General features: G+C 64.7%; 16 protein-coding genes and 1 riboswitch. Of the genes, 14 read left to right on the top strand and 2 right to left on the bottom strand.

Annotated elements, in window-relative coordinates:
• The first annotated feature begins 5 nt into the window (after positions 1–5).
• The 12 genes from J7355_RS01355 to J7355_RS01300 all read left to right on the top strand — a co-directional run bounded on the left by J7355_RS01355 (position 6) and on the right by J7355_RS01300 (position 16,207).
• Complete coding sequence (locus J7355_RS01355; protein ID WP_209059170.1) at positions 6–980, top strand: SAM-dependent methyltransferase; 975 nt, start codon at positions 6–8, stop codon at positions 978–980.
• Between the two features lie 231 nt (positions 981–1,211).
• A complete protein-coding gene (locus J7355_RS01350) occupies positions 1,212–3,320 on the top strand; it encodes a carboxy terminal-processing peptidase (protein ID WP_209059167.1) in 2,109 nt (702 codons plus the stop codon).
• A gap of 245 nt (positions 3,321–3,565) precedes the next feature.
• On the top strand, positions 3,566–4,240 hold the full coding sequence (gene gfa / locus J7355_RS01345; RefSeq protein WP_209059164.1) for an S-(hydroxymethyl)glutathione synthase: 675 nt from the start codon (positions 3,566–3,568) through the stop codon (positions 4,238–4,240).
• A gap of 107 nt (positions 4,241–4,347) precedes the next feature.
• Positions 4,348–5,178: an HAD-IA family hydrolase gene (locus J7355_RS01340; RefSeq protein ID WP_209059161.1), complete on the top strand. Its 831-nt coding sequence runs from the start codon at positions 4,348–4,350 to the stop codon at positions 5,176–5,178.
• A gap of 200 nt (positions 5,179–5,378) precedes the next feature.
• Positions 5,379–5,494, top strand: a riboswitch (guanidine-I (ykkC/yxkD leader).
• A gap of 61 nt (positions 5,495–5,555) precedes the next feature.
• Entirely contained in the window at positions 5,556–6,626 is a 1,071-nt protein-coding gene (locus J7355_RS01335; protein ID WP_209059159.1) for a putative urea ABC transporter substrate-binding protein, read from the top strand.
• A 69-nt stretch (positions 6,627–6,695) separates the two neighbouring features.
• Positions 6,696–7,523 (top strand): ABC transporter permease subunit, encoded by an 828-nt coding sequence (locus J7355_RS01330; protein ID WP_209059157.1) that lies wholly within the window; start codon positions 6,696–6,698, stop codon positions 7,521–7,523.
• A complete protein-coding gene (locus tag J7355_RS01325; protein ID WP_209059155.1) occupies positions 7,520–8,293 on the top strand; it encodes an ABC transporter ATP-binding protein in 774 nt (257 codons plus the stop codon). The genes J7355_RS01330 and J7355_RS01325 overlap by 4 nt, the downstream gene beginning before the upstream one ends.
• Positions 8,290–9,012 (top strand): urea amidolyase associated protein UAAP1, encoded by a 723-nt coding sequence (locus J7355_RS01320; protein ID WP_209059153.1) that lies wholly within the window; start codon positions 8,290–8,292, stop codon positions 9,010–9,012. Before J7355_RS01325 ends, J7355_RS01320 begins: the two co-directional genes overlap by 4 nt.
• Before the next feature lie 22 nt (positions 9,013–9,034).
• Positions 9,035–9,673, top strand: a complete 639-nt coding sequence (locus J7355_RS01315) for an urea amidolyase associated protein UAAP2 (RefSeq protein ID WP_209059150.1) — start codon at positions 9,035–9,037, stop codon at positions 9,671–9,673.
• A 317-nt stretch (positions 9,674–9,990) separates the two neighbouring features.
• Positions 9,991–13,602: an urea carboxylase gene (gene uca / locus J7355_RS01310; RefSeq protein WP_209059148.1), complete on the top strand. Its 3,612-nt coding sequence runs from the start codon at positions 9,991–9,993 to the stop codon at positions 13,600–13,602.
• Between the two features lie 875 nt (positions 13,603–14,477).
• On the top strand, positions 14,478–15,527 hold the full coding sequence (locus J7355_RS01305) for an isopenicillin N synthase family oxygenase (protein WP_209059144.1): 1,050 nt from the start codon (positions 14,478–14,480) through the stop codon (positions 15,525–15,527).
• 2 nt (positions 15,528–15,529) lie between these two features.
• Positions 15,530–16,207, top strand: coding sequence for a hypothetical protein (locus tag J7355_RS01300; protein ID WP_209059141.1), 678 nt, complete (start codon positions 15,530–15,532; stop codon positions 16,205–16,207).
• Between the two features lie 59 nt (positions 16,208–16,266).
• Here the strand turns inward: J7355_RS01300 and J7355_RS01295 are convergent, their stop codons facing one another.
• Positions 16,267–17,166 (bottom strand): glycine betaine ABC transporter substrate-binding protein, encoded by a 900-nt coding sequence (locus J7355_RS01295; RefSeq protein ID WP_209059139.1) that lies wholly within the window; start codon positions 17,164–17,166, stop codon positions 16,267–16,269.
• A gap of 247 nt (positions 17,167–17,413) precedes the next feature.
• Here J7355_RS01295 and J7355_RS01290 point away from each other — a divergent pair, with 247 nt between their 5' ends.
• Both J7355_RS01290 and J7355_RS01285 read left to right on the top strand, forming a co-directional pair.
• Entirely contained in the window at positions 17,414–17,857 is a 444-nt protein-coding gene (locus J7355_RS01290) for a YtoQ family protein (protein ID WP_209059497.1), read from the top strand.
• 31 nt (positions 17,858–17,888) lie between these two features.
• Positions 17,889–18,647, top strand: coding sequence for a DUF3750 domain-containing protein (locus J7355_RS01285; protein ID WP_209059137.1), 759 nt, complete (start codon positions 17,889–17,891; stop codon positions 18,645–18,647).
• Positions 18,648–18,793: 146 nt separating this feature from the next.
• Here J7355_RS01285 and J7355_RS01280 read toward each other — a convergent pair whose 3' ends face one another.
• A complete protein-coding gene (locus J7355_RS01280) occupies positions 18,794–19,411 on the bottom strand; it encodes a TetR/AcrR family transcriptional regulator (protein WP_209059135.1) in 618 nt (205 codons plus the stop codon).
• Positions 19,412–19,421: the final 10 nt, after the last annotated feature.

Genomic DNA, 19,421 nt, shown 5'->3' with positions numbered 1-19,421 from the left:
CGCGCATGCACCCGACCGACACGCCCGCCGCCGCCGACTATGACGCCGTGCATCTGGCCGCCGTCGACCGCGTGGACGCGCTCTGTGACGAACTTGTCCATCGCGGCGCCGAGATCAGCGGCGTGCGCCAGCGGCTGGTATTCAGTCGCGGCCATCGCGCACCCGCGGCATGGGCACAGACGAGCTGGCTGGATCCGCGCGAGATCGCGATCGAATCCATCGGCGATGGCGTGCGCGCGCTCAAGTCGCTGCAACGCAACTGGGCCCTGCATTCGACAGGCCACCACCGGCGTGCCCGCCTGATCGCCGACAAGCTGCCGGCGATCCGCTTTCGGCCGCTGGAATTCCCCAGCGCGCCGCCCGATGCCCCGCTGGGCGCGTGGACGTTGATCGACCGCAACCGGCTGATTGCCGCGCCCACCACCAGCAGCGCCTTCGCCGACGGCGAGCCGGCGTTCGTGGAAGACCGTGACAATCCGCCGAACCGCGCCTATCTCAAGGCCTGGGAAGCGCTCACACTGGCACGGCGTTGGCCGCAGGCGGGCGAACGGTGTCTGGACCTCGGCGCGGCGCCGGGCGGCTGGAGCTGGGTCATGGCATCGCTCGGCGCTGACGTGATCTCCATCGACCGTGCGCCGCTGGCCCCGGAAATAGCCGCCCATCCACGCATCAGCCATCGCCGCGGCGACGCGTTCGCGTTGCGCGTGGCCGACGTCGGCACGCCGGACTGGATCTGCTCCGACCTGATCGCCTACCCCGAACGGCTGCTGGAACTGGCAGACTACTGGTGCAGCGCCTGCCCGCGCGCCGGCGTGATCCTGACCGTCAAATGTCAGGGCAACGTCGCATTCGAGACCCTGGCACGATTCTATGCCATTGACGGCGCGCGGCTTTTGCATCTGGCGTACAACAAGCACGAATTGACGTTTTTCAGGCTGCCGGGCGGCGGCCCGGCCGAGGCTGCCGGGATCGGGTCGTGAACGGCGCAGCTTGACCGTTGTCCGGTAAATAAGCGATGCATTCAGACAAAAGATCCGTATTCTTCCGCTCCGGTACAGGGGAAAAATTCGTGTATCGTGAAACCGGCGCGCGATAATGCCGGTACACGATAAATCTGCGGCAGCGCCCTGGAAATTCGCGCAATCGTCCGGGCGCGGCCTGCGGATGGGTACGCAACGGGCTGCCGATTCAGCCAATCAATGAGTTCCTTCATGCGCAAGCTTGCACTGTTTCTTCTGATCGCCCTGTTCGTCTTCGCGCAATCCGGCTGCGCGGCGGATTCCCCCGCCGACCCCGAGCCGGTACCGGACGCGGGCGGCGGCACGGCGGAGGGCTACACCCCGCTGGTGCCCGAATCCAACCAGGACGAGATCGACCGCGAGATCGTCAAGCAACTGCAGGAAAACCACTACAACAAGGTGAAGCTCGACGACGCGTTCTCGGAGAAATTCTTCAACGCGTATCTCGAGGAACTCGACGGCACGCGCGGCGTTTTCCTGCAGGAAGACATCGAACGCCTGCGCGACAAGTACGCCCACGCCCTGGACGACGAACTCAAGGAAGGTCAGACGCGCGCGGCCTTCGATATCTACAACACCTATCAGAAGCGCCGCATCCAGATCGATCAGTGGGCACTGGCCCGTATCGAGCAGGGCATCGAAAGCCTCAACCTCGACGACGACGAGAGCTTCGACGTCGACCGCGAAAACGCGCCCTGGCCGGCGACGGCGGCCGAACGCGAAGCGCTGTGGACACAGCAGCTGGAAAACCAGGTCATTAATCTCAAGCTCAACGAACTCGACACCGCCGAGATCGAGAAACGCCTGACCCAGCGCTATTCCAACGAACTCAAGCAGCTGCGCCAGACCGAGCCCATGGATGCCTTCTCGGCGTACATGGACGCGTACACGCACAGCTACGATCCGCATACGGACTACTTCTCGCCGCGGCGGTCCGAGGATTTCAACATCGACATGAACCTGCAGCTGCAGGGCATCGGTGCCGAGCTGCGCAGCAAGAACGGCTACGCCGAGCTGGTACGCCTGATTCCCGGCGGCCCGGCAGCGAAGTCCGGCAAGCTCAAGCCCACCGATCGCATCATCGCGGTCGGCCAGGGCAAGGAAGGCGAATTCACCGACGTGGTCGGCATGCGCCTGGACGAGACGGTGCAGTTGATCCGCGGCGAAAAGGGTTCGACCGTTCGCCTGCAGATCTCGCCCGCCGACAACAGCCAGACGCGAACCGTCACCCTCGTGCGCGACAAGATCGAGCTCAAGGATCAGGCCGCGCGCAAGCAGATCATCGAGCTCGAGCGCGATGGTCAGCAGGTCGAGGTCGGGCTCATCACCCTGCCCTCGTTCTACAACGGCACGGCCAAGGACGTGAAGCAGCTCATTGAGGAGCTCAAGAAGAACGACGAACTCGCGGGCATCGTGCTTGACCTGCGCAACAACGGTGGCGGCGCCCTCGGCGAAGCCATGAAGCTGACCGGTCTGTTCATGAACTCCGTGCCGGCGGTCCAGATTCGAGACGCCGACGGCAACGTGCAGGTGCTGGGCGACCGCAACGACGGGCCGGTCTACGACGGGCCGCTGGCGATCATGGTCAACCGCCTGTCGGCCTCGGCTTCGGAAATCGTGGCCGGCGCGCTGCAGGACTACGGCCGCGCGATCGTGCTCGGTGGCCAGACCTTCGGCAAGGGCACCGTCCAGACGCTCATGCCGCTGTCGGAAGGCCAGATCAAGCTCACCCAGGCGAAGTTTTATCGCGTAACCGGCGAGTCCACCCAGGACCGCGGCGTGACGCCGGACATTACCTTCCCCGCGGCGGTCGACCCGACCAAGATCGGCGAGAGCGCGCTACCCAACGCGCTGCCGTGGGATCGCATCAAGCCCACGACCTTCCCCTACTCCGACGAGATCGCCCAGCTCATGGATACGCTCGAGCGCGGCCATCGCATGCGTGTCGAGGACGATCCCGACTACCAGTACCGGGTCAACCGTATCCATCTCGCGCGGCAGCAGACCGAGAAGACACGGGTTTCGCTGAATCTCGAGGAGCGCCGGGCCGAGCAGGAAGCGCTCAAGCAGCAAAGCCTGGAACTCGCCAACAAGCACCGCGAGGCGACCGGCAAGACCCCGTTCGAGGACTATGCGGCGTTCGAGGAGAGCGAGGAAGGCGACAGCCCGCAGGAAGAAGAGCTCGGGGCCCGTCCCGGCGCCGACCCCGACGAGATCGACGCCTACCAGACCGAAAGCGCCCGCGTACTTCTCGATCTGGTCGAAGCATTCATCCGCGACAAGCAGGCCGGCGCCGCCTAGGACGCCGATCGGCACGCCGCCGTTGTGCGCGTGCCTGGCCGCCCCGCCGGCATTTCACGGCCGGTCTCAAAGCGCGCCACGCATAACCAGCCGTTATGCGTGGCGCCATCAATCCCTATTGGACAGGGTCCATATTCAGGTCGATAGTGGTCGAAGCCCGCGATACAGCGGGCGGCGCCGCCGTGTGTACGCATTCGGCGCGCATGAATAGAACAAAACCATGCGAGCATCGGCAGGAGAGGGACATGTTCAAGAAGATCATCGACGCGCTCACCGGCAAGAACACGAACGACACGCCCCCCGGCGGTTCGCCGTCGACCCCCAGGAGCCCGGGCCTCACCGCGAGCGGCAAGCCATCCATACACCCTTCGGTCGACGAAGGCTTCAAGCCGGGCAAGGACGACTTCGGCGGCGGCACGTTGACCTGTCATTGCAGCTGCAACCCGGTGAAGGTGAAAGTGGCGGCCCAGACCGCACACAACCACGCCTGCGGCTGCAGCAAGTGCTGGAAACCCCAGGGCGCACGTTTTGCGGTCATCGCCGTGGTCTCGCGTGACGCGGTGAGCGTCGAAGCCGGCGAGGACAAGCTCGAGATCGTCGACACATCGGCGGCGATCCAGCGTCACGCCTGCAAGGCCTGTGGCGTGCACATGTTCGGGCGTATCGAAGACCAGAATCATCCGTTCCACGGACTGGACTTCGTACATACCGAACTCTCGGACGAGGCCGGCTGGTCGGAGCCACAGTTCGCGGCCTTCGTGTCGTCGATCATCGAGACCGGCGAGAACCCGGACAACATGAGCGCGATTCGTGACCGGCTGCGCGAGCTCGGCCTGCCCCCGCACGACGTGCTCGCACCGGGCCTGATGGACGCCATCTCCACCCACAAGGCCAAGCAGTCCGGGGCCCTGCCGAGCTGACCGGCCGCCGGCGGCGCCCCGGTGTTTTGCGGGGCGCCGGCCCACACCGCCGGGTTCCGGTATGAGGCACAATCGCGGCTTGATTCATCGACGCCGACACGCCGCGCATGAGCATTCTGCAGCTGCCCCACGCTGAACCGACGACCATCCTCATCGACTGGCACGCCACGCTGGTCGACACCCACGACGCCATGTATCACGCCGTGGACGACGTGCTGCCGCGTCTCGAGAGTCTCGGCCTGCTCGACGAACTGCTCGCCCCGGACGAATCCAAGACGGTCGAGGACGCGAAGCTGGTCAAGTACGTGCGCGACAACCGCGCCCTGCATCCGCGCATCGTGGCCGAACGCAAGATCTCGCGCACCGACATCTTCGAAGTGTTGTTCGGCGACAACCCCGACGCCAAACGCCGCGCGCATGGCGCTTTCGACGAGTCGTATCGCAAATACGTCGGCGAAGTCACGCCGCTGGAACCCGACATTCGCGAGAACCTGCAGTATCTGCGCGACCTCGACATCACGCTCGGGCTGATCTCCAACCGCAACCGCGAGTTCATGAACCACGAGCTGGCAATCGTCGACGGCACCGGCTGGCAGGACCTGTTCGACACCATGACCTGCGGCAGCGACGTGAAACACCGCAAGCCGCACCCCGACCTGCTCCTCAAGGCGCTGGAACAGATCGGGCGCGCAGCCGATGAGCACACCTGGTATGTGGGCGATTCCACCACCGACGTGGTCGCCGCCAAGCGCGCCGGCGTGGCGGCGGTGTTCTACAACGGCGCCGGCTGGGATCAGGACTGGATCGACAAGATCTTTCCCGGCACCGTGCGCCACCCGCACCGGCCCGACGCCGTGGTTGACAGCATTGGCGAACTGGTCGACCTCGCTCGTCATATGCGCGCCCAGCATATTCGTGTGGAGCGCTCCCGGCCCTAGCGACCTGCACGGTTTCGGTGCGCCGCGTTGGTGCGATCGCACCCGCAGGCTAGAGAGCAACGCGTGGACGGCCACGGCGTGCCCGTCGTAACCCGCTGATTGCGCGCCTGGAACATCATTTGGCAGGGATCCTGCACCCACCAGGGTGAACGAAGTACAACGGGTACCGGCAGCTCGCGCTGTCGCGAACAATCAGGTTTCCAATGGAGCGCTAGGGTTCCGGTTGCTCAAGAACGCAACGCCTGGACCGAGAGCACTCGACCTGCCGACCGGCACGCCGGCGCAGGTTACACGGCGGGATAAAAGCCCGGGAGGTCACCGAGCAGCGCGCTGCTTGTCGGTACCCCCGCGTCTTTTCAGCCGAAACCGGAGGCCTCATGCCCGCCCGTTCCCGTATCGCCCCACTCGCACGTCTCGTGCTCATTGGCGCGCTCGCGCTGTCCCCACTGAGCCAAGCCAGCGCGGCCAGCGGCCCGCGCGACAGCTTCAGCGTGTGCTGGTCGATCTATGCCGGCTGGATGCCGTGGAGCTATGCCGATTCCAGCGGCATCCTCGACAAGTGGGCCGACAAGTACGACATCAGCATCGACCTGGTGCAGGTCAACGACTATGTCGAGTCGATCAACCAGTACACCTCGGGCAACGTCGACGGCTGCGCGATGACCAACATGGACGCGTTGACGCTCCCTGCGGCCAGCGGCGTGGACTCCACTGCGCTGATCATCAACGATTATTCCGACGGCAACGACGGCGTCGTGCTCAAGGGCAGCGACAACCTGGCCGACATTGCGGGCCGCAAGGTCAATCTCGTGCAGTTCAGCGTCTCCCACTATTTCCTGGCGCGGGCGCTGGAGAGCGTGGGCCTGTCCGAACGTGACGTCGAGACGGTAAACACCTCCGATGCCGACATCGTCGGCGTGTTCGCCAACGACGATGTCGATGCGGTGGCCGCGTGGAACCCGCAGCTGATGAGCATCGCCGACATGCCGGACGCGCATGTCGTATTCACCTCGCACGAAATCCCGCGCGAGATTCTGGACATGATGGTGGTCAACACCGAAACGCTCGCCGCCAATCCGGATTTCGGCAAGGCGCTGGTGGGCGCCTGGTACGAGGTGATGGACAAGATCGCCGCCGGTGACGAGCCGGCGCTGTCGGCCATGGCCGAGGCCGCCGGCACCGATCTGGCCGGCTACAAGAAGCAGCTCGAGGCCACGCATCTGTACACCGACCCGGCCGAAGCCGCGAAGCTCATGAATAGCCAGGAGCTGCTCGACACCATGCAGCGGGTGGCCGAGTTCAGCTACAAGCACGGCCTGCTTGGCGCCGGCGCGCCCGGGCCGGATTTCGTGGGCATCGAGAACCCGGCCGGCGTCTACGGCAGCGAATCGAACGTGCAGCTGCGCTTCGACCCGAGCTATACCGAAGACTACGACCAGGCGCAATAGAGCGGCATACCGCCGGCCGCGGCTGTCAGGCCGCGGCCGGTCCGAACCGATCGTTCCAAGGATTTCTTCATGAAGCGCCTGATCAATCTCAAGCCCAAGCGCCCGGCGCGCGTCGCGCTGGCATTGCTGCCGTTCATGCTGATCGCCTTCGTCTACCTGAGCGCGTCCAGCGCGCGGCTGGCGGAGAACCCGAACGACCGGCTGCTGCCCTCGCCGGCCGCCATGGGCGAGACCTTCTACGGGCTGGCCACCGAGGCGAACGTGCGCACCGGCAGTATTCCGCTGTGGGCGGATACCTTTGCAAGCCTCGAGCGGCTTGGCATCGGTGTGGCGATCAGCGCGCTCGCGGCGCTGTTCTTCGGTCTGTTCAGCGGAGGTCTGCCGCTGTTCCGGGCGCCGTTCTCGCCGCTGATCACGGTGGTGTCGCTGATTCCGCCGCTGGCGATCCTGCCGATCCTGTTCATCGCCTTCGGTACCGGCGAGATGGCCAAGATCGTGCTGATCATCATCGGCATCACCCCGTTTCTGATCCGCGACCTCACCGGCGAGGCCCTGCGCCTGCCGGACGAGCAGCGCATCAAGGCACAGACGCTGGGCGCGAATTCCTGGCAGGTGATGATTCGCGTGCTCTTGCCCCAGCTTACGCCGCGTCTGATCGCGGCCACCCGGCTGGCGCTCGGCAGCGCCTGGCTGTTCCTGATCGCGGCCGAAGCGATCGCGGCCCAGGAAGGCCTGGGCTATCGCATCTTTCTGGTGCGTCGCTATCTGGCCATGGACGTGATCCTGCCTTATGTGGCCTGGATCACCTTGCTCGCCTTCATCATCGACCAGGCCCTGCTGTGGATCTCGCGCTGGTCGTTTCCCTGGTATCACGTCGACGAAAAGGCCGCCTCATGAGCCTCGTAGAAGCCAAGGGCCTCGAAAAACACTACGGCGACGACGTGGTGCTGGAACGGCTCAATTTCACCGTCGAGCCCGGCGAGTTCGTGACGATTGTCGGTGCCTCGGGCTGTGGCAAGACGACGTTTCTGAAAATGATGCTCGGCACGGAGTCGATCACCAAGGGCCAGCTGCGCGTCGACGATAAGCCGATCCCCGGCGAGCCAGGCCCGGATCGCGGTGTGGTGTTCCAGAAATATTCGGTGTTCCCGCATCTCACCGTACTCGGCAATACCATCATCGCCGAGGAACTGTCGCGCTCGCGCCTGTTCGGCAAGCTGTTCGGCCCCGGCCGTCGCAAGGCCCGAGAGGCGGCATTGGAACGCCTCACCCAGCTGGGCCTGCAGCACGCGCTGGACAAATACCCGCACGAGCTGTCCGGCGGCATGCAGCAGCGTCTGGCGATCGCCCAGGCGCTGATGATGAAGCCGCGCATCCTGCTGCTGGACGAACCCTTCGGCGCGCTCGACCCGGGCATCCGCCAGGACATGCACGACCTCGTCGGCAAGCTCTGGCGCGAACAAAAGCTGACCATTTTCATGATCACCCACGACATCGAGGAAGCCTTCGCGCTGGGCACGCGCGTGTGGGTCTTCGACAAGTGGCGTGACGACCCGCAGGCGCCACAGGCCTATGGCGCCACCATCACCTACGACCTGGACGTGGAACGCAACCGCGAGGACGCGCCTTCCCAGGCCGAACGAATTCAGGAGGACATGACATCGTGAGCGAACCCGCCTATCAGACCCACCTGCCCGGCGGCCAGCACTGGTCGCTGCGCCTGCGTCGCGGCACCACCATGACGCTTACCGCGAGCGCGCCGGATACCAACGTCGGCATGCTCATGTACAACCCGGAAAACCTGCTGGAACGGCTCAACCTGCCGGATACGCTCAAGTGCCAGCACACCTTCAAGCTCACTCGCGGCAACTGTCTGTACTCGGACATGGGCCGTATCTTCGCCTCGATCATCGAGGACGATCTGGGCTGGCACGACGCCGTCGGCGGCAACCTGCACGAACGCCATCTCATCGAAAAAGGCTGGCAGCCGGTCAGCTTCCAGGCCGCGCTCAACGACCGCACCCAGACCGGCCACGACAGCTTTCTGATCGAGCTGGCCAAGTACGGGCTCGGCAAGCGTGACCTCGCAGCGAACCTGAATCTGTTTTCGAAGATCGCGGCCGACGACGAGGGCAACCTGTCGTTCGTGCCCGGCCACTGCAAGGCCGGCGATTCGGTCACCTTGCGCTTCGAGATGGACACGCTCGTGGCCCTGCACACCTGCCCGCACCCGCTCGACCCGGCCCGCGAATACCCCAAGCGCGGCGTGGATATCGCCCTCGGCACCGCGCCGCCGCCGGACGAGAACGACGTCTGCTGGCAGCACTGCGAGGAAAACGCCCGCGGCTTTGCCAACAACCGTCTCTACCACCTGGGCGCCGCCTGAAATAGTCGACAAGGAGCACGCCATGACCATCGCAAGCCCACAGCGCGAGGAGAACGCGGTCTTTCGCCAGCTCATCGATGCCGGCGACCACTACATCGGCACGGTAAAGGCCGGCCAGACAATCCGCATCGTCGATGTCGAAGGCAACGAGGCCGCCGACACCCTGTTCTTCAACGCGAACGATCCGTCCGAGCGTTACAGCGCGGTCGATACCGTGCGTGAACAGGGCAAGGTCTATCTCACCACCGGCACCGAGCTGCGTTCGAATCTCAACAACGTGATGCTGACCATCAGCGCCGATACCTGCGGGCGCCACGACACCCTCGGCGGCGCCTGCGCCAGCGAATCCAACACGGTGCGCTACGACCTGGAAAAGCGGCATATGCACTCCTGCCGCGACAACTGGATGCTGGCGATCGCCAATCATCCCGAATACGGCATCACCAAGCGCGATATCGCGCACAACATCAATTTCTTCATGAACGTGCCGGTGACCGCTAACGGCGAGTTGTATTTCGACGACGGCATTTCCGGGCCGGGCAAGTACGTGGAAATGATCGCCGAGATGGACGTCGTCGTGCTCATCTCCAACTGCCCGCAGCTCAACAACCCCTGCAGCGGCTTCAACCCGACGCCGCTGGAAGTTCTGATCTGGGATTGATAGCCGGTTCCAAGGTTTTCGTCCGCCGATGAACGCAAAAAAAACGCAAATAGAAGAACGCGTTTGAACGGGTCGGCGCGCGCCTCGCCGCCGACAGCTTCGTTCTTCGAAGACTATCCACAGATTAGAAAGATTCCACAGATTAAAGATCCTATTTTCTTCTTCGAATCTGTGTCATCTGTGAAATCTGTGGATAAAGGTCTTCCTTTTATTGGCGCTCATTCGCGTTCATTTGCGGACAACCGTCTTCGGCCACGGGACGACTCGTGCGCCTTGAGAAACATGCGGGACGACCCGCGTCCGAGCGAAATCGAGCCATGTTCAACAAAGTTCTGATCGCCAATCGCGGTGCAATCGCCCGTCGTATCCAACGCAGCCTGAAGGCGCTCGGCGTGGCCTCGGTGGCCGTCTATGCCGAAGCCGACCGCGATGCCCTGTTCGTGCAGGAGGCCGACGAGGCCTACTCGCTGGGCAGCGGCGGTGCGAGCGATACCTATCTCGATCGCGACCGCCTGCTCGCCATCGCCGCCGAGGCCGGCGCCGAGGCTATCCACCCCGGCTATGGCTTTCTCTCCGAGAACGAGGATTTCATCGCCGCCTGCGAAGCCGCGGGGCTCAGCTTTCTAGGCCCCACCGCCCAACAGGTCCATGCGTTCGGGCTCAAACACGAAGCACGCAAGATCGCCGAAAACGCGAACGTTCCGCTCGTGCCGGGCTCGGGCTTGCTCGACGACGTCGAACAAGCCAAAGCGGAGGCCGAGCGTATCGGCTATCCGGTAATGCTCAAGTCCACCGCCGGTGGCGGCGGTATCGGCATGCAGGTCTGCGAGACCGAGGCTGAACTCAGCCGCGCCTTCGATTCCGTACGTGGCCTCGGCCAACGCAACTTCGGCGATGCCGGCGTATTCGTCGAAGCCTATATCGCGAAGGCCCGGCATCTGGAAGTCCAGATCTTCGGCGACGGCGAGGGCCGCGTCGCGGCCATCGGCGAGCGGGATTGCTCGACCCAGCGCCGTAACCAGAAAGTGCTGGAAGAATGCCCCGCGCCTGCCCTGCCCGACGCCGTGCGTATGTCGCTACTGGATACGGCTGTACGCCTCGGCGAGGCGGTGAATTACCGCAGCGCGGGCACGGTGGAATTCATCTACGACGCCGCGCGCGAGGATTTCTTCTTTCTGGAGATGAACACCCGCCTGCAGGTCGAGCACGGCGTGACCGAGGAAGTCTACGGCGTGGATATCGTCGATTGGATGGTACGTCTCGGCGCCGGCGAACTCGGCGATCTCGACACGCTCACCGCCAATCTCGCCCCGCGCGGCCACGCCATTCAGGCACGACTTTACGCCGAGGATCCGCACCAGGATTTTCGCCCCAGTGCCGGCCTGCTTACCCGGGTCGAATTCCCGACCGGCGACGATCGGCGGATCGATCATTCCATCGAGGCCGGGCTGGAAATCTCGCCGCTTTTCGACCCGATGCTCGCCAAGGTCATCGTGCACGCACCCGATCGCGACACGGCGCGGGCTCGTCTGGCCGAAACACTCGAACAAAGCGCCGTCTACGGCATCGAAACCAATCGAACCTGGCTGGCCCACGTCCTGCGCGATACGCGCTTTGCCGAGGCCGATATCCATACCCGCTGGCTGGCCGATCTGGCCTGGGCGCCGCCGACCATCGAAGTGCTCGATGCCGGCACCATGACCACCATTCAGGACGTGCCCGGCCGTACCGGCCATTGGGACGTGGGCGTGCCGCCGTCCGGCCCGTTCGACGACTGGTCGTTCAAACTCGGCAACCGGCTGCTCGACAACACCCCCGACGCCGCGGGGCTGGAAATCACCCTCACCGGCCCGCAGCTGCGCTTCAACCGCGCGACCCAGATCGTGCTCGCCGGCCCGCCGATCGCCGCCACGCTCGACGGCGAAACCGTCGAGACCTGGCAAGTACTCGACGTCGCCGCCGGCGCCGAACTCAAGCTCGGCAAGATCGACGGCGGCGCGCGCTGCTATCTTTTGATTCGTGGCGGCATCGATTGCCCGGCCTATCTCGGTTCGCGCTCGACCTTCACCCTCGGCCAGTTCGGCGGCCATGCCGGGCGGGCGCTGCGCAGCGGCGACGTGCTGCCGCTGGCCGCGCTCGATGCAGTCGAACCTGCCGAACTGGCTGCCGATCTGCAGCCCGAATACGGCAGGCCGAACGAAAAAACCGGCCGGCACTGGCAGATCGCCGTGCTCTACGGTCCCCACGGCGCGCCGGATTTCTTCACCGAAGACGATATCGACACGATCTTCGCGACCGACTGGGAAGTGCACTTCAACTCCAACCGTACCGGCGTACGCCTGATCGGCCCCCGGCCGGAATGGGCTCGCGAGGACGGCGGCGAGGCGGGCCTGCACCCCTCAAACATCCACGACAACGCCTACGCCTTCGGCACCATCGATTTCACCGGCGATATGCCAGTCATCCTCGGCCCGGACGGCCCCTCGCTCGGCGGCTTCGTCTGTCCGGCGACCACGGTACGCGCCGAGCGCTGGAAACTCGGCCAGCTCGCCGCCGGCGATACCGTACGCTTCGTGCCCGTATCGCTGGCGACCGCGCGCGCCATCGACGAACGCCAGCAAACGCTGCTGGAAACGCTCGCCGAAACGCCGAAGCCCGCGTTCTCCGAAGACCGGGACAGCCCGATCCTGCGCGAGCTGGATGCGGCCACGGCGGGCGAGCGGCTGGTCTATCGCCGCGCGGGCGACGAATTCCTGCTGATCGAATTCGGCGAAATGCAGCTCGATATCGCCCTGCGTTTTCGCGCCCACGCCTGGATGCTCTGGCTTCAGAAGCACCCGCTCGACGGCATGGCCGAACTCACGCCGGGCATCCGCTCGCTGCAGATTCATTACGATCCGAACGTGCTCGCGCTCCACACCCTGCTCGCGCATTTGGAAGCCGCCGAGCGCGAGCTACGCGACGTGGAAGACCTCACCGTCGAATCGCGGGTGGTGCACCTGCCGCTGTCCTGGGACGACCCCGCCTGCCAGGAAGCCATCGACAAGTACCAGCGCAGTGTGCGACCGGACGCGCCCTGGTGCCCGAGCAACCTGGATTTCATCAAGCGTATCAACGGCCTGAATAGCCAGGACGATATCCGCGATATCGTCTTTGACGCTCGCTATCTGGTCATGGGCCTGGGCGATGTCTATCTCGGCGCGCCGGTTGCCACGCCGCTCGATCCGCGCCAGCGCCTGGTCACCACCAAGTACAATCCGGCCCGCACCTGGACTGCCGAGAACTCGGTCGGCATCGGCGGCGCCTATCTGTGCGTCTACGGCATGGAAGGCCCCGGCGGCTATCAATTTGTGGGCCGCACGCTGCAGATGTGGAACCGCTATCGCGAGACGCGGCACTTCGAGAACCCGTGGCTGCTGCGCTTCTTCGACCAACTGCGTTTCTACGAAGTCAGCCACGACGAGCTCACCGAGATCCGCCGCGAGTTCATCCACGGCCGTTTCGATCTCAAGACCGAAACGGTTAAGTTCTCGCTCGCCGAACACGAAGCCGCGCTGGAGCCGGTCCGCGACGAGATCGCCGCGTTTCGCGAACAGCGCGAACAGGCCTTCCAGGAAGAAATGGCCCGCTGGCGGGCCAACGGCCAGTTCACCTTCGAGGACAATACGCCCGAAGTCAGCGAAACCGCCGAACTGGCGGCGAACGAGACCGGCGTGGACAGCCCGGTTTCCGGCAGTCTCTGGAAGCTTCAGGTTGCCGAGGGTGAAGACGTCGAGGACGGCCAGGTCGTCGCGCTCGTGGAGTCCATGAAGATGGAGGTCGAGATCGTCGCTCGCCAGGCCGGGCGCGTTGCGCGCCTGCCGATTGCTGAAGGCGGCGCCGTGGCCGCGGGACAGCCGGTGGTAATTCTTGATACTGGTGATGTTTGACGTTGGGCAGAGTGCAAAGGCCACTGTTTTAGGCCCTGCGCCTTTCGGTACTCGCGAGTTCGTCGTTCCTTTGGTTTCGCACTGCTGTGCGAGTCACTTCTCTTTGCTTGTCCAAAGAGAAGTGACCAAGAGAAAAGACACCCGGGTTACGCGCCGGCGCGAAGCGCGCCGGTGCACTGCGATGCTCGGTCCGAAGGGATGCGGCCAGAACTCGCGTCGCTTTGGCGACGCTCAAACAGCTGGCCGCACCGGCGCGTGCGCCGGACACCCTCCGGCCCTGTGCTTCTCGTCGCTTCACACGGGGCCCGAATACAGGCGCGGCGCCGATCGTTGGAACGGCTACCGGCCAGAAATGGGATCCCGCGGCTGCGTTCCGGTCGAACTCGCCTGCGGCCTCGTCCGACGAAGATCGCTTCGCGATGTTGGCGAAGCGTCAGCGAGCCGGTCTTCGTTTGTATTGGGTTCCCTTGGGCGTAGCGCCGAGCAGCGCGGGCCGCAAGCGGCCACGTCAATAGACCAGGGACGGCCGGATGTTTGAGCGCAGCGAGTTTCCGGCCGTCCCGCTTGCGGGCCGTGATGGAAGGGCATCGGCGCAAAGCGCCGACGCAAGACAGGGCGCCTTTTTTTGGCCACTTTTATTTGGGCGAGCAAATAAAAGTGGCTCGCACAGCAGTGCGAAACCCCAAGTCGATCAAACCCTTGCTGTTGATCCAACACGCCCGTTTTCAAGCTGGAAACTTCACGACACGCACGTACCAGACGAAACGCACGCCTAAAGCCAAAGCGATCCGGCGAACCAACCGTGGCGAACTCAGAACGACGCAAATTACGCCCACCGAACAACCGACGACCAAACACGAATCCAGAGGTTTGAAATGACCACCCGCCAACCCACCGCCTTCGAATCCATCCCCGCCATCGACATCGCTCCGCTGCTCGGCAGAGACACCGCGGCACAAGCGGCCACGGCCGAAGAACTGGGCCGCGCCGCCCGCGACGTGGGCTTCTTCTATGTCGTGAACCATGGCATTGCCGACGCCACCCAGCAGGCGCTGTTCGATCAGGCCAAACGCTTCTTCGACCTGCCGCTGGAACGCAAGATGGACTACTACATCGGCAAGTCGAACAATCACCGCGGCTATGTCCCCGCCGGCGAGGAAGCCCCGGACCCGAGCAAGGCCGACGCCAAGGAAGCCTTCGATCTGTCGTTCGAACTGGCCGACGACCATCCCGAAGTGAAAGCCGGCACGCCGATGATAGGCGCCAACGTCTGGCCCGATCTCGAAGGTTTCGCGGACGATGTCTATGCCTATTACCGGGACGTGTTCGACGTCGGCCGTGCCCTGATGCGCGGCTTCGAACAGGCCCTGGGCCTGCAAACCGACGCCCTGCTCGGCATGGTCAACGAACCGCCCAGCCAGCTGCGCCTGATCCATTACCCGTTCGACCCGGACGCCACTGACGCCCAGGGCATCGGCGCGCATACCGACTACGAGTGCTTCACCCTGCTGCGCCCGACCGCGCCCGGCCTGGAAGTGATGAACGGCGCCGGCGAATGGATCGACGTGCCCTATCGCGAGGATGCGCTGGTGGTGAACATCGGCGACATGCTCGAGATATGGACCAACGGTGCGTTCGTCGCCACCTCCCATCGCGTACGCAAGGTCAAGGAAGAGCGCTACAGTTTTCCGCTGTTCTTCGCGGCCGACTATCACGCCGAAGTGGCTCCGCTGCCTGCACTGCTGGATGACGGCGAGACGCCGCACTACGAACCGCTCTCGGCCGGCGATCATCTCTGGGCGCAGACGATCCAGACCTTCAACTACCTGAAAAAGCGCCTGGCAAACGGTGAAATCGAACTGCCGAAAGGCGCGCGGGGCGCCGGCACGCTTGGCCAGCACGCCCGCCACAAGGACGAGGCCTGAGCGTGGGCCACGTGCCGACGATCTATCACGGCCTCTGGCAGCGCACGCTCTATGCCGAACCCGCCGAGGGCGAGCCGGCGTTCGTGGATCGCGATACCCAGGTCTACTGGCTGCAGGCCGGCGACTGGCATGCGGACCTGCGCGTGCCCGCCGACCGGCCGGATTTCACCGGCGTTAGTACGATCGGTGATTGCAGTCGCGAACAACTGCTCTGGCTCGCACGCCAGACGGCATTCTCCGGCATCACCCGTGTAGAGGGCCGCTTCTGCACCTGGCACCGGTTGATCGATCTCTCGCCGGGCCTGGAGAAGGACGTCGGCGTGACGCGTTTTCTCGACGACGACACGCTCGAAGAACGTCACCCCGACGGCCGCTACCGCGAGGTGTGGGTCGGTGTGACGCGCGCCGCGCCGTCCGAGCCGATCGCGCGCTTCGACAACGATGGCCTGCCTGTCTGGCTGCAAACCGGCAATTACGCGATGGCGATTACCCCGCGCCGAGCAGTTATCGCAAGCCACGATCTACTCGCCGACTCCGCTACGCTCACCGACGCTGAGCTCGCCCAGCGCGCGGCCGTCGAGATCAGCTTCGCCAAGCGCCGTGACGACGGCTGGCGAATCGCGCTCTCGACCCTGCCCTGGCGCGAAGGCGAGCGAATCGGCGCGGTCGATAATAACTAGCCGGGCGACGACGGCTCCGAACGAGGCCGCCGGCCTGCGTCATCGGCCCCGCGCCACGATCAGTTCCCCGCGCTCTGGTTCTGCGCGCCGCGGCCCGTCCATTCGGCAATGACGTCCGGATGTTCGTCGATGAACGTCTGCGCCGCTTCGGCATAGGATGTCTCTTCCGCGTTCACCAGCGCCGTGTTGATCTGGTCCAGCGTGTAGTGCATGCGCTTGAGCATGGCGTGCACTTCGGGTTCGCTCTTGGCGAGGCCCTTGCTGGCGATCGCGTCCACATGTTCGCGCCCGCCGAGCACGCCTTTGGGGTCGTCCAGATAGCGCAGGTCGAAGCGTTCCCACATCCAGTGCGGGCTCCAGGCGGTAACCGCGATCCATTCCTTGTTGTCGATGGCGCGCTTGAGGGCGGCCGTCATCGCCGCACTGCTGGCGGTGATCAGGCGGTAGTCGTCATCCAGGCCGTAGCCGTCGATCGTTTCCTTGGATACCTGCATCAGCCCGGCGCCGGCGGAAATGCCCTGGATCGAGCCGCCGAGCTTCTCGGCTACCGCTGGGTCCTTCATGTCCGCGATGCTGGCCAACGCGTCTTCCGGTACGTAGGCCGGCACGGCCCAGCCCAGGCGTGCGCCGTCGAACAGCTCGCCGAGATTGTCGACGTCGTCACCCACGCGATCCATATAGGCGCCGTGGGTTCGCGGCAGCCACGCCACGAGAAACAGCGAGCGATCATCGTTGGCCACGCCAAGAAACGCCGGCCCGACCGCGACCATCTTCAGCTCGACCGGGACATCGTAGGTGGTTTCGATGACCTGCTTGGCGACATGGCTCATCACCTGGCCTTCCGCATATTCATCGACATAAATCCGGATCGGCTCGGCTTGCGCTGCCGCAGCCGGGACGCTGGACAGGCTCATGGCCGCGAACACGGCCGTCATCAGAACAGGGAGAAATCGCTTCATGGCGGCGCCATCACTGGGGTTGCAGTTGGGTTACCCGAGTGTTCGCGATCTGGATGCGCGCCGCAAGGCAGGACGCGATACGCCGATCCGAGCAGGGCAAGGCTCATCCGCCGGCCTGTCACCCGGGTGCCATGGCCGCCGGGAGCACCATGCAGTACGCTTGCGCGGCGCGACCGTCGGCAGCGAGCCGCGGGACCGGCACGTTTTCTATCGACAAGGACCACGCATGAGCCACCACGCCACCGCCATGGACTGGACGATCTATCTCTCCGGCGAAATCCATACCGACTGGCGCGACCAGATCCGTCAGGGCGCGCAGGACAACGGCTTGCCGCTGACCTTTGTTGCGCCGGTCACCGATCATCCCGCCAGCGACGCTGCCGGCGACGTGCTGGGCAAGCCGGAGAACAACTTCTGGCGCGATCACCAGTCCTCCAAGGTCAACGGCATGCGCACCAAGACGCTGATCGAGAACTGCGATATCGCCGTGATCCGTTTCGGCGACCAGTACAAGCAATGGAACGCGGCCTTCGATGCCGGCTACTGCGCCGCGCTCGGTCGCCCCTACATCACTCTGCACGGCGAAGACATCGTCCACCCGCTCAAGGAAGTGGACGCCTCCGCCATGGCCTGGGCGCAGACGCCGGAACAGGTTGTCGAGGTACTCAAGTACGTCACGACACAGACCTGAGCCACGCACCCTCACAGCGGATCGCGCCGGCATGCACGCCGCCAGACCCTGGTTGATCAGCCTGCTGCTCGTTACCGGCATGCTGGTTTCGGGCCCATTGTTCATGCTCGCCAGCGACGAGGTACGGCTCGGCACGCCTTGGCACGCCGCGGACCGCTCGGCGACGGGTTTAGCACCCGCGGCCGCCGAAACCCCGGAAGCCGTGGTACAGATCTATGCGGCGCGGGCGTTCAGCTGGCGTGGGCTGTTCGCGGTGCATACCTGGGTCGCGACCAAAGCCGCCGGCGCGCCGCATTACTCTGTCCACCAGGTCACCGGCTGGAACCGGCCGGCACTGACCTCTCGAACCGGTCTGCCGGACCGCCGATGGGTGGGCGCGACGCCCGATCTGCTGCTCGATCTGCGCGGCGAGGTCGCAGCGAACGCAATCCGCCGCATCGATAGACTGCTGCCGCAGTATCCCTACGCCGACTACCGCATCTGGCCCGGGCCGAACAGCAATACCTTCACCGCATGGCTGGTGCGCCGCGTGCCCGAACTCCACGTCGCGCTGCCGGCCACGGCGATCGGCAAGGATTATCTCGACGGCGGAGTCCTGGCCCGCGCGCCAAGCGGAACCGGCTATCAGCTGTCGCTATTCGGTGCGCTCGGGGGGCTTGCCGCGCAGGACGAAGGCGTCGAAATCAATCTGCTCGGCCTGGTCTGGGGTCTCAATCCGAAGGCCCTGTCGATCAAATGGCCCGGCCTGGGCCGTGTTGGCTTCGGCCATCCTATCGGCGCGGGGGATTAACGCCGCGCCGCGTGCGATGGCATCGCGCGTCGTCACGGTAACCGTGGGGCATTACGCGGTAACACACCCCTCGAAGCCCGCTACAGGGACTCGCAAGAGACACTCACGGGCCCCTCGCCTACGTTCGCCACGGTCCGGTCGCGGGCTCAGCGCCCCACGGGTCGCGCCAGCGCGGTTTCGACGTAGCCGGCCACCATATCGCTGAGCGACGCGATCAATGCCTCGCGATCGAAGCCCGGATCGGCCGTACCCAGATAGCGCATGACCGGAAAAAGCGTGCCATTGACCACGACGAATAGCACCGGCCTCAGATCCTCGATCTGCAACCGGTCGTGGTGGCGCAATATATAGCGGCGACAGACTTCTGCGGCGTGCACTTCGAGGGCTTCGATGACGGTCATCACGCCCGCGACCTGCCAGTGACGCATCAGCTCGAGATATAGCTCGGGTCGACGATCGACCATCGACAGCGTCGCCCGCAGCAGTTTCTCGACGGCCGCCCGGGTATCCGCCGCCATGACATCCGCGAACGCGGTCTCGACAGCATCGATGATTTCCGCGCTGAGGCTTTCGATGACCGCGATCACGAGGTCGTCCTTGTCCTCGAAGTACTGGTAAAGCGAACCGATACTCACGCCGGCCCGGGCGGCCACGTGGTTGGTCGTCGTTTCGACCAGACCGCGCCGGGCGATCTCGATCGCGGTCGCATCGACAAGCGTTTCGACACGGCGTCGGGCCCGCGCCTGGCGGGGCGTCTTGCGCATGAAAAGATGA

This window comes from Endozoicomonas sp. G2_2 (assembly GCF_017744135.1).
Taxonomy (GTDB): Bacteria; Pseudomonadota; Gammaproteobacteria; order Nevskiales; family Salinisphaeraceae; genus Salinisphaera.
Note: the sequence above shows the minus strand (reverse complement) of the source record. Positions and strands in the feature narration are given on the sequence as shown.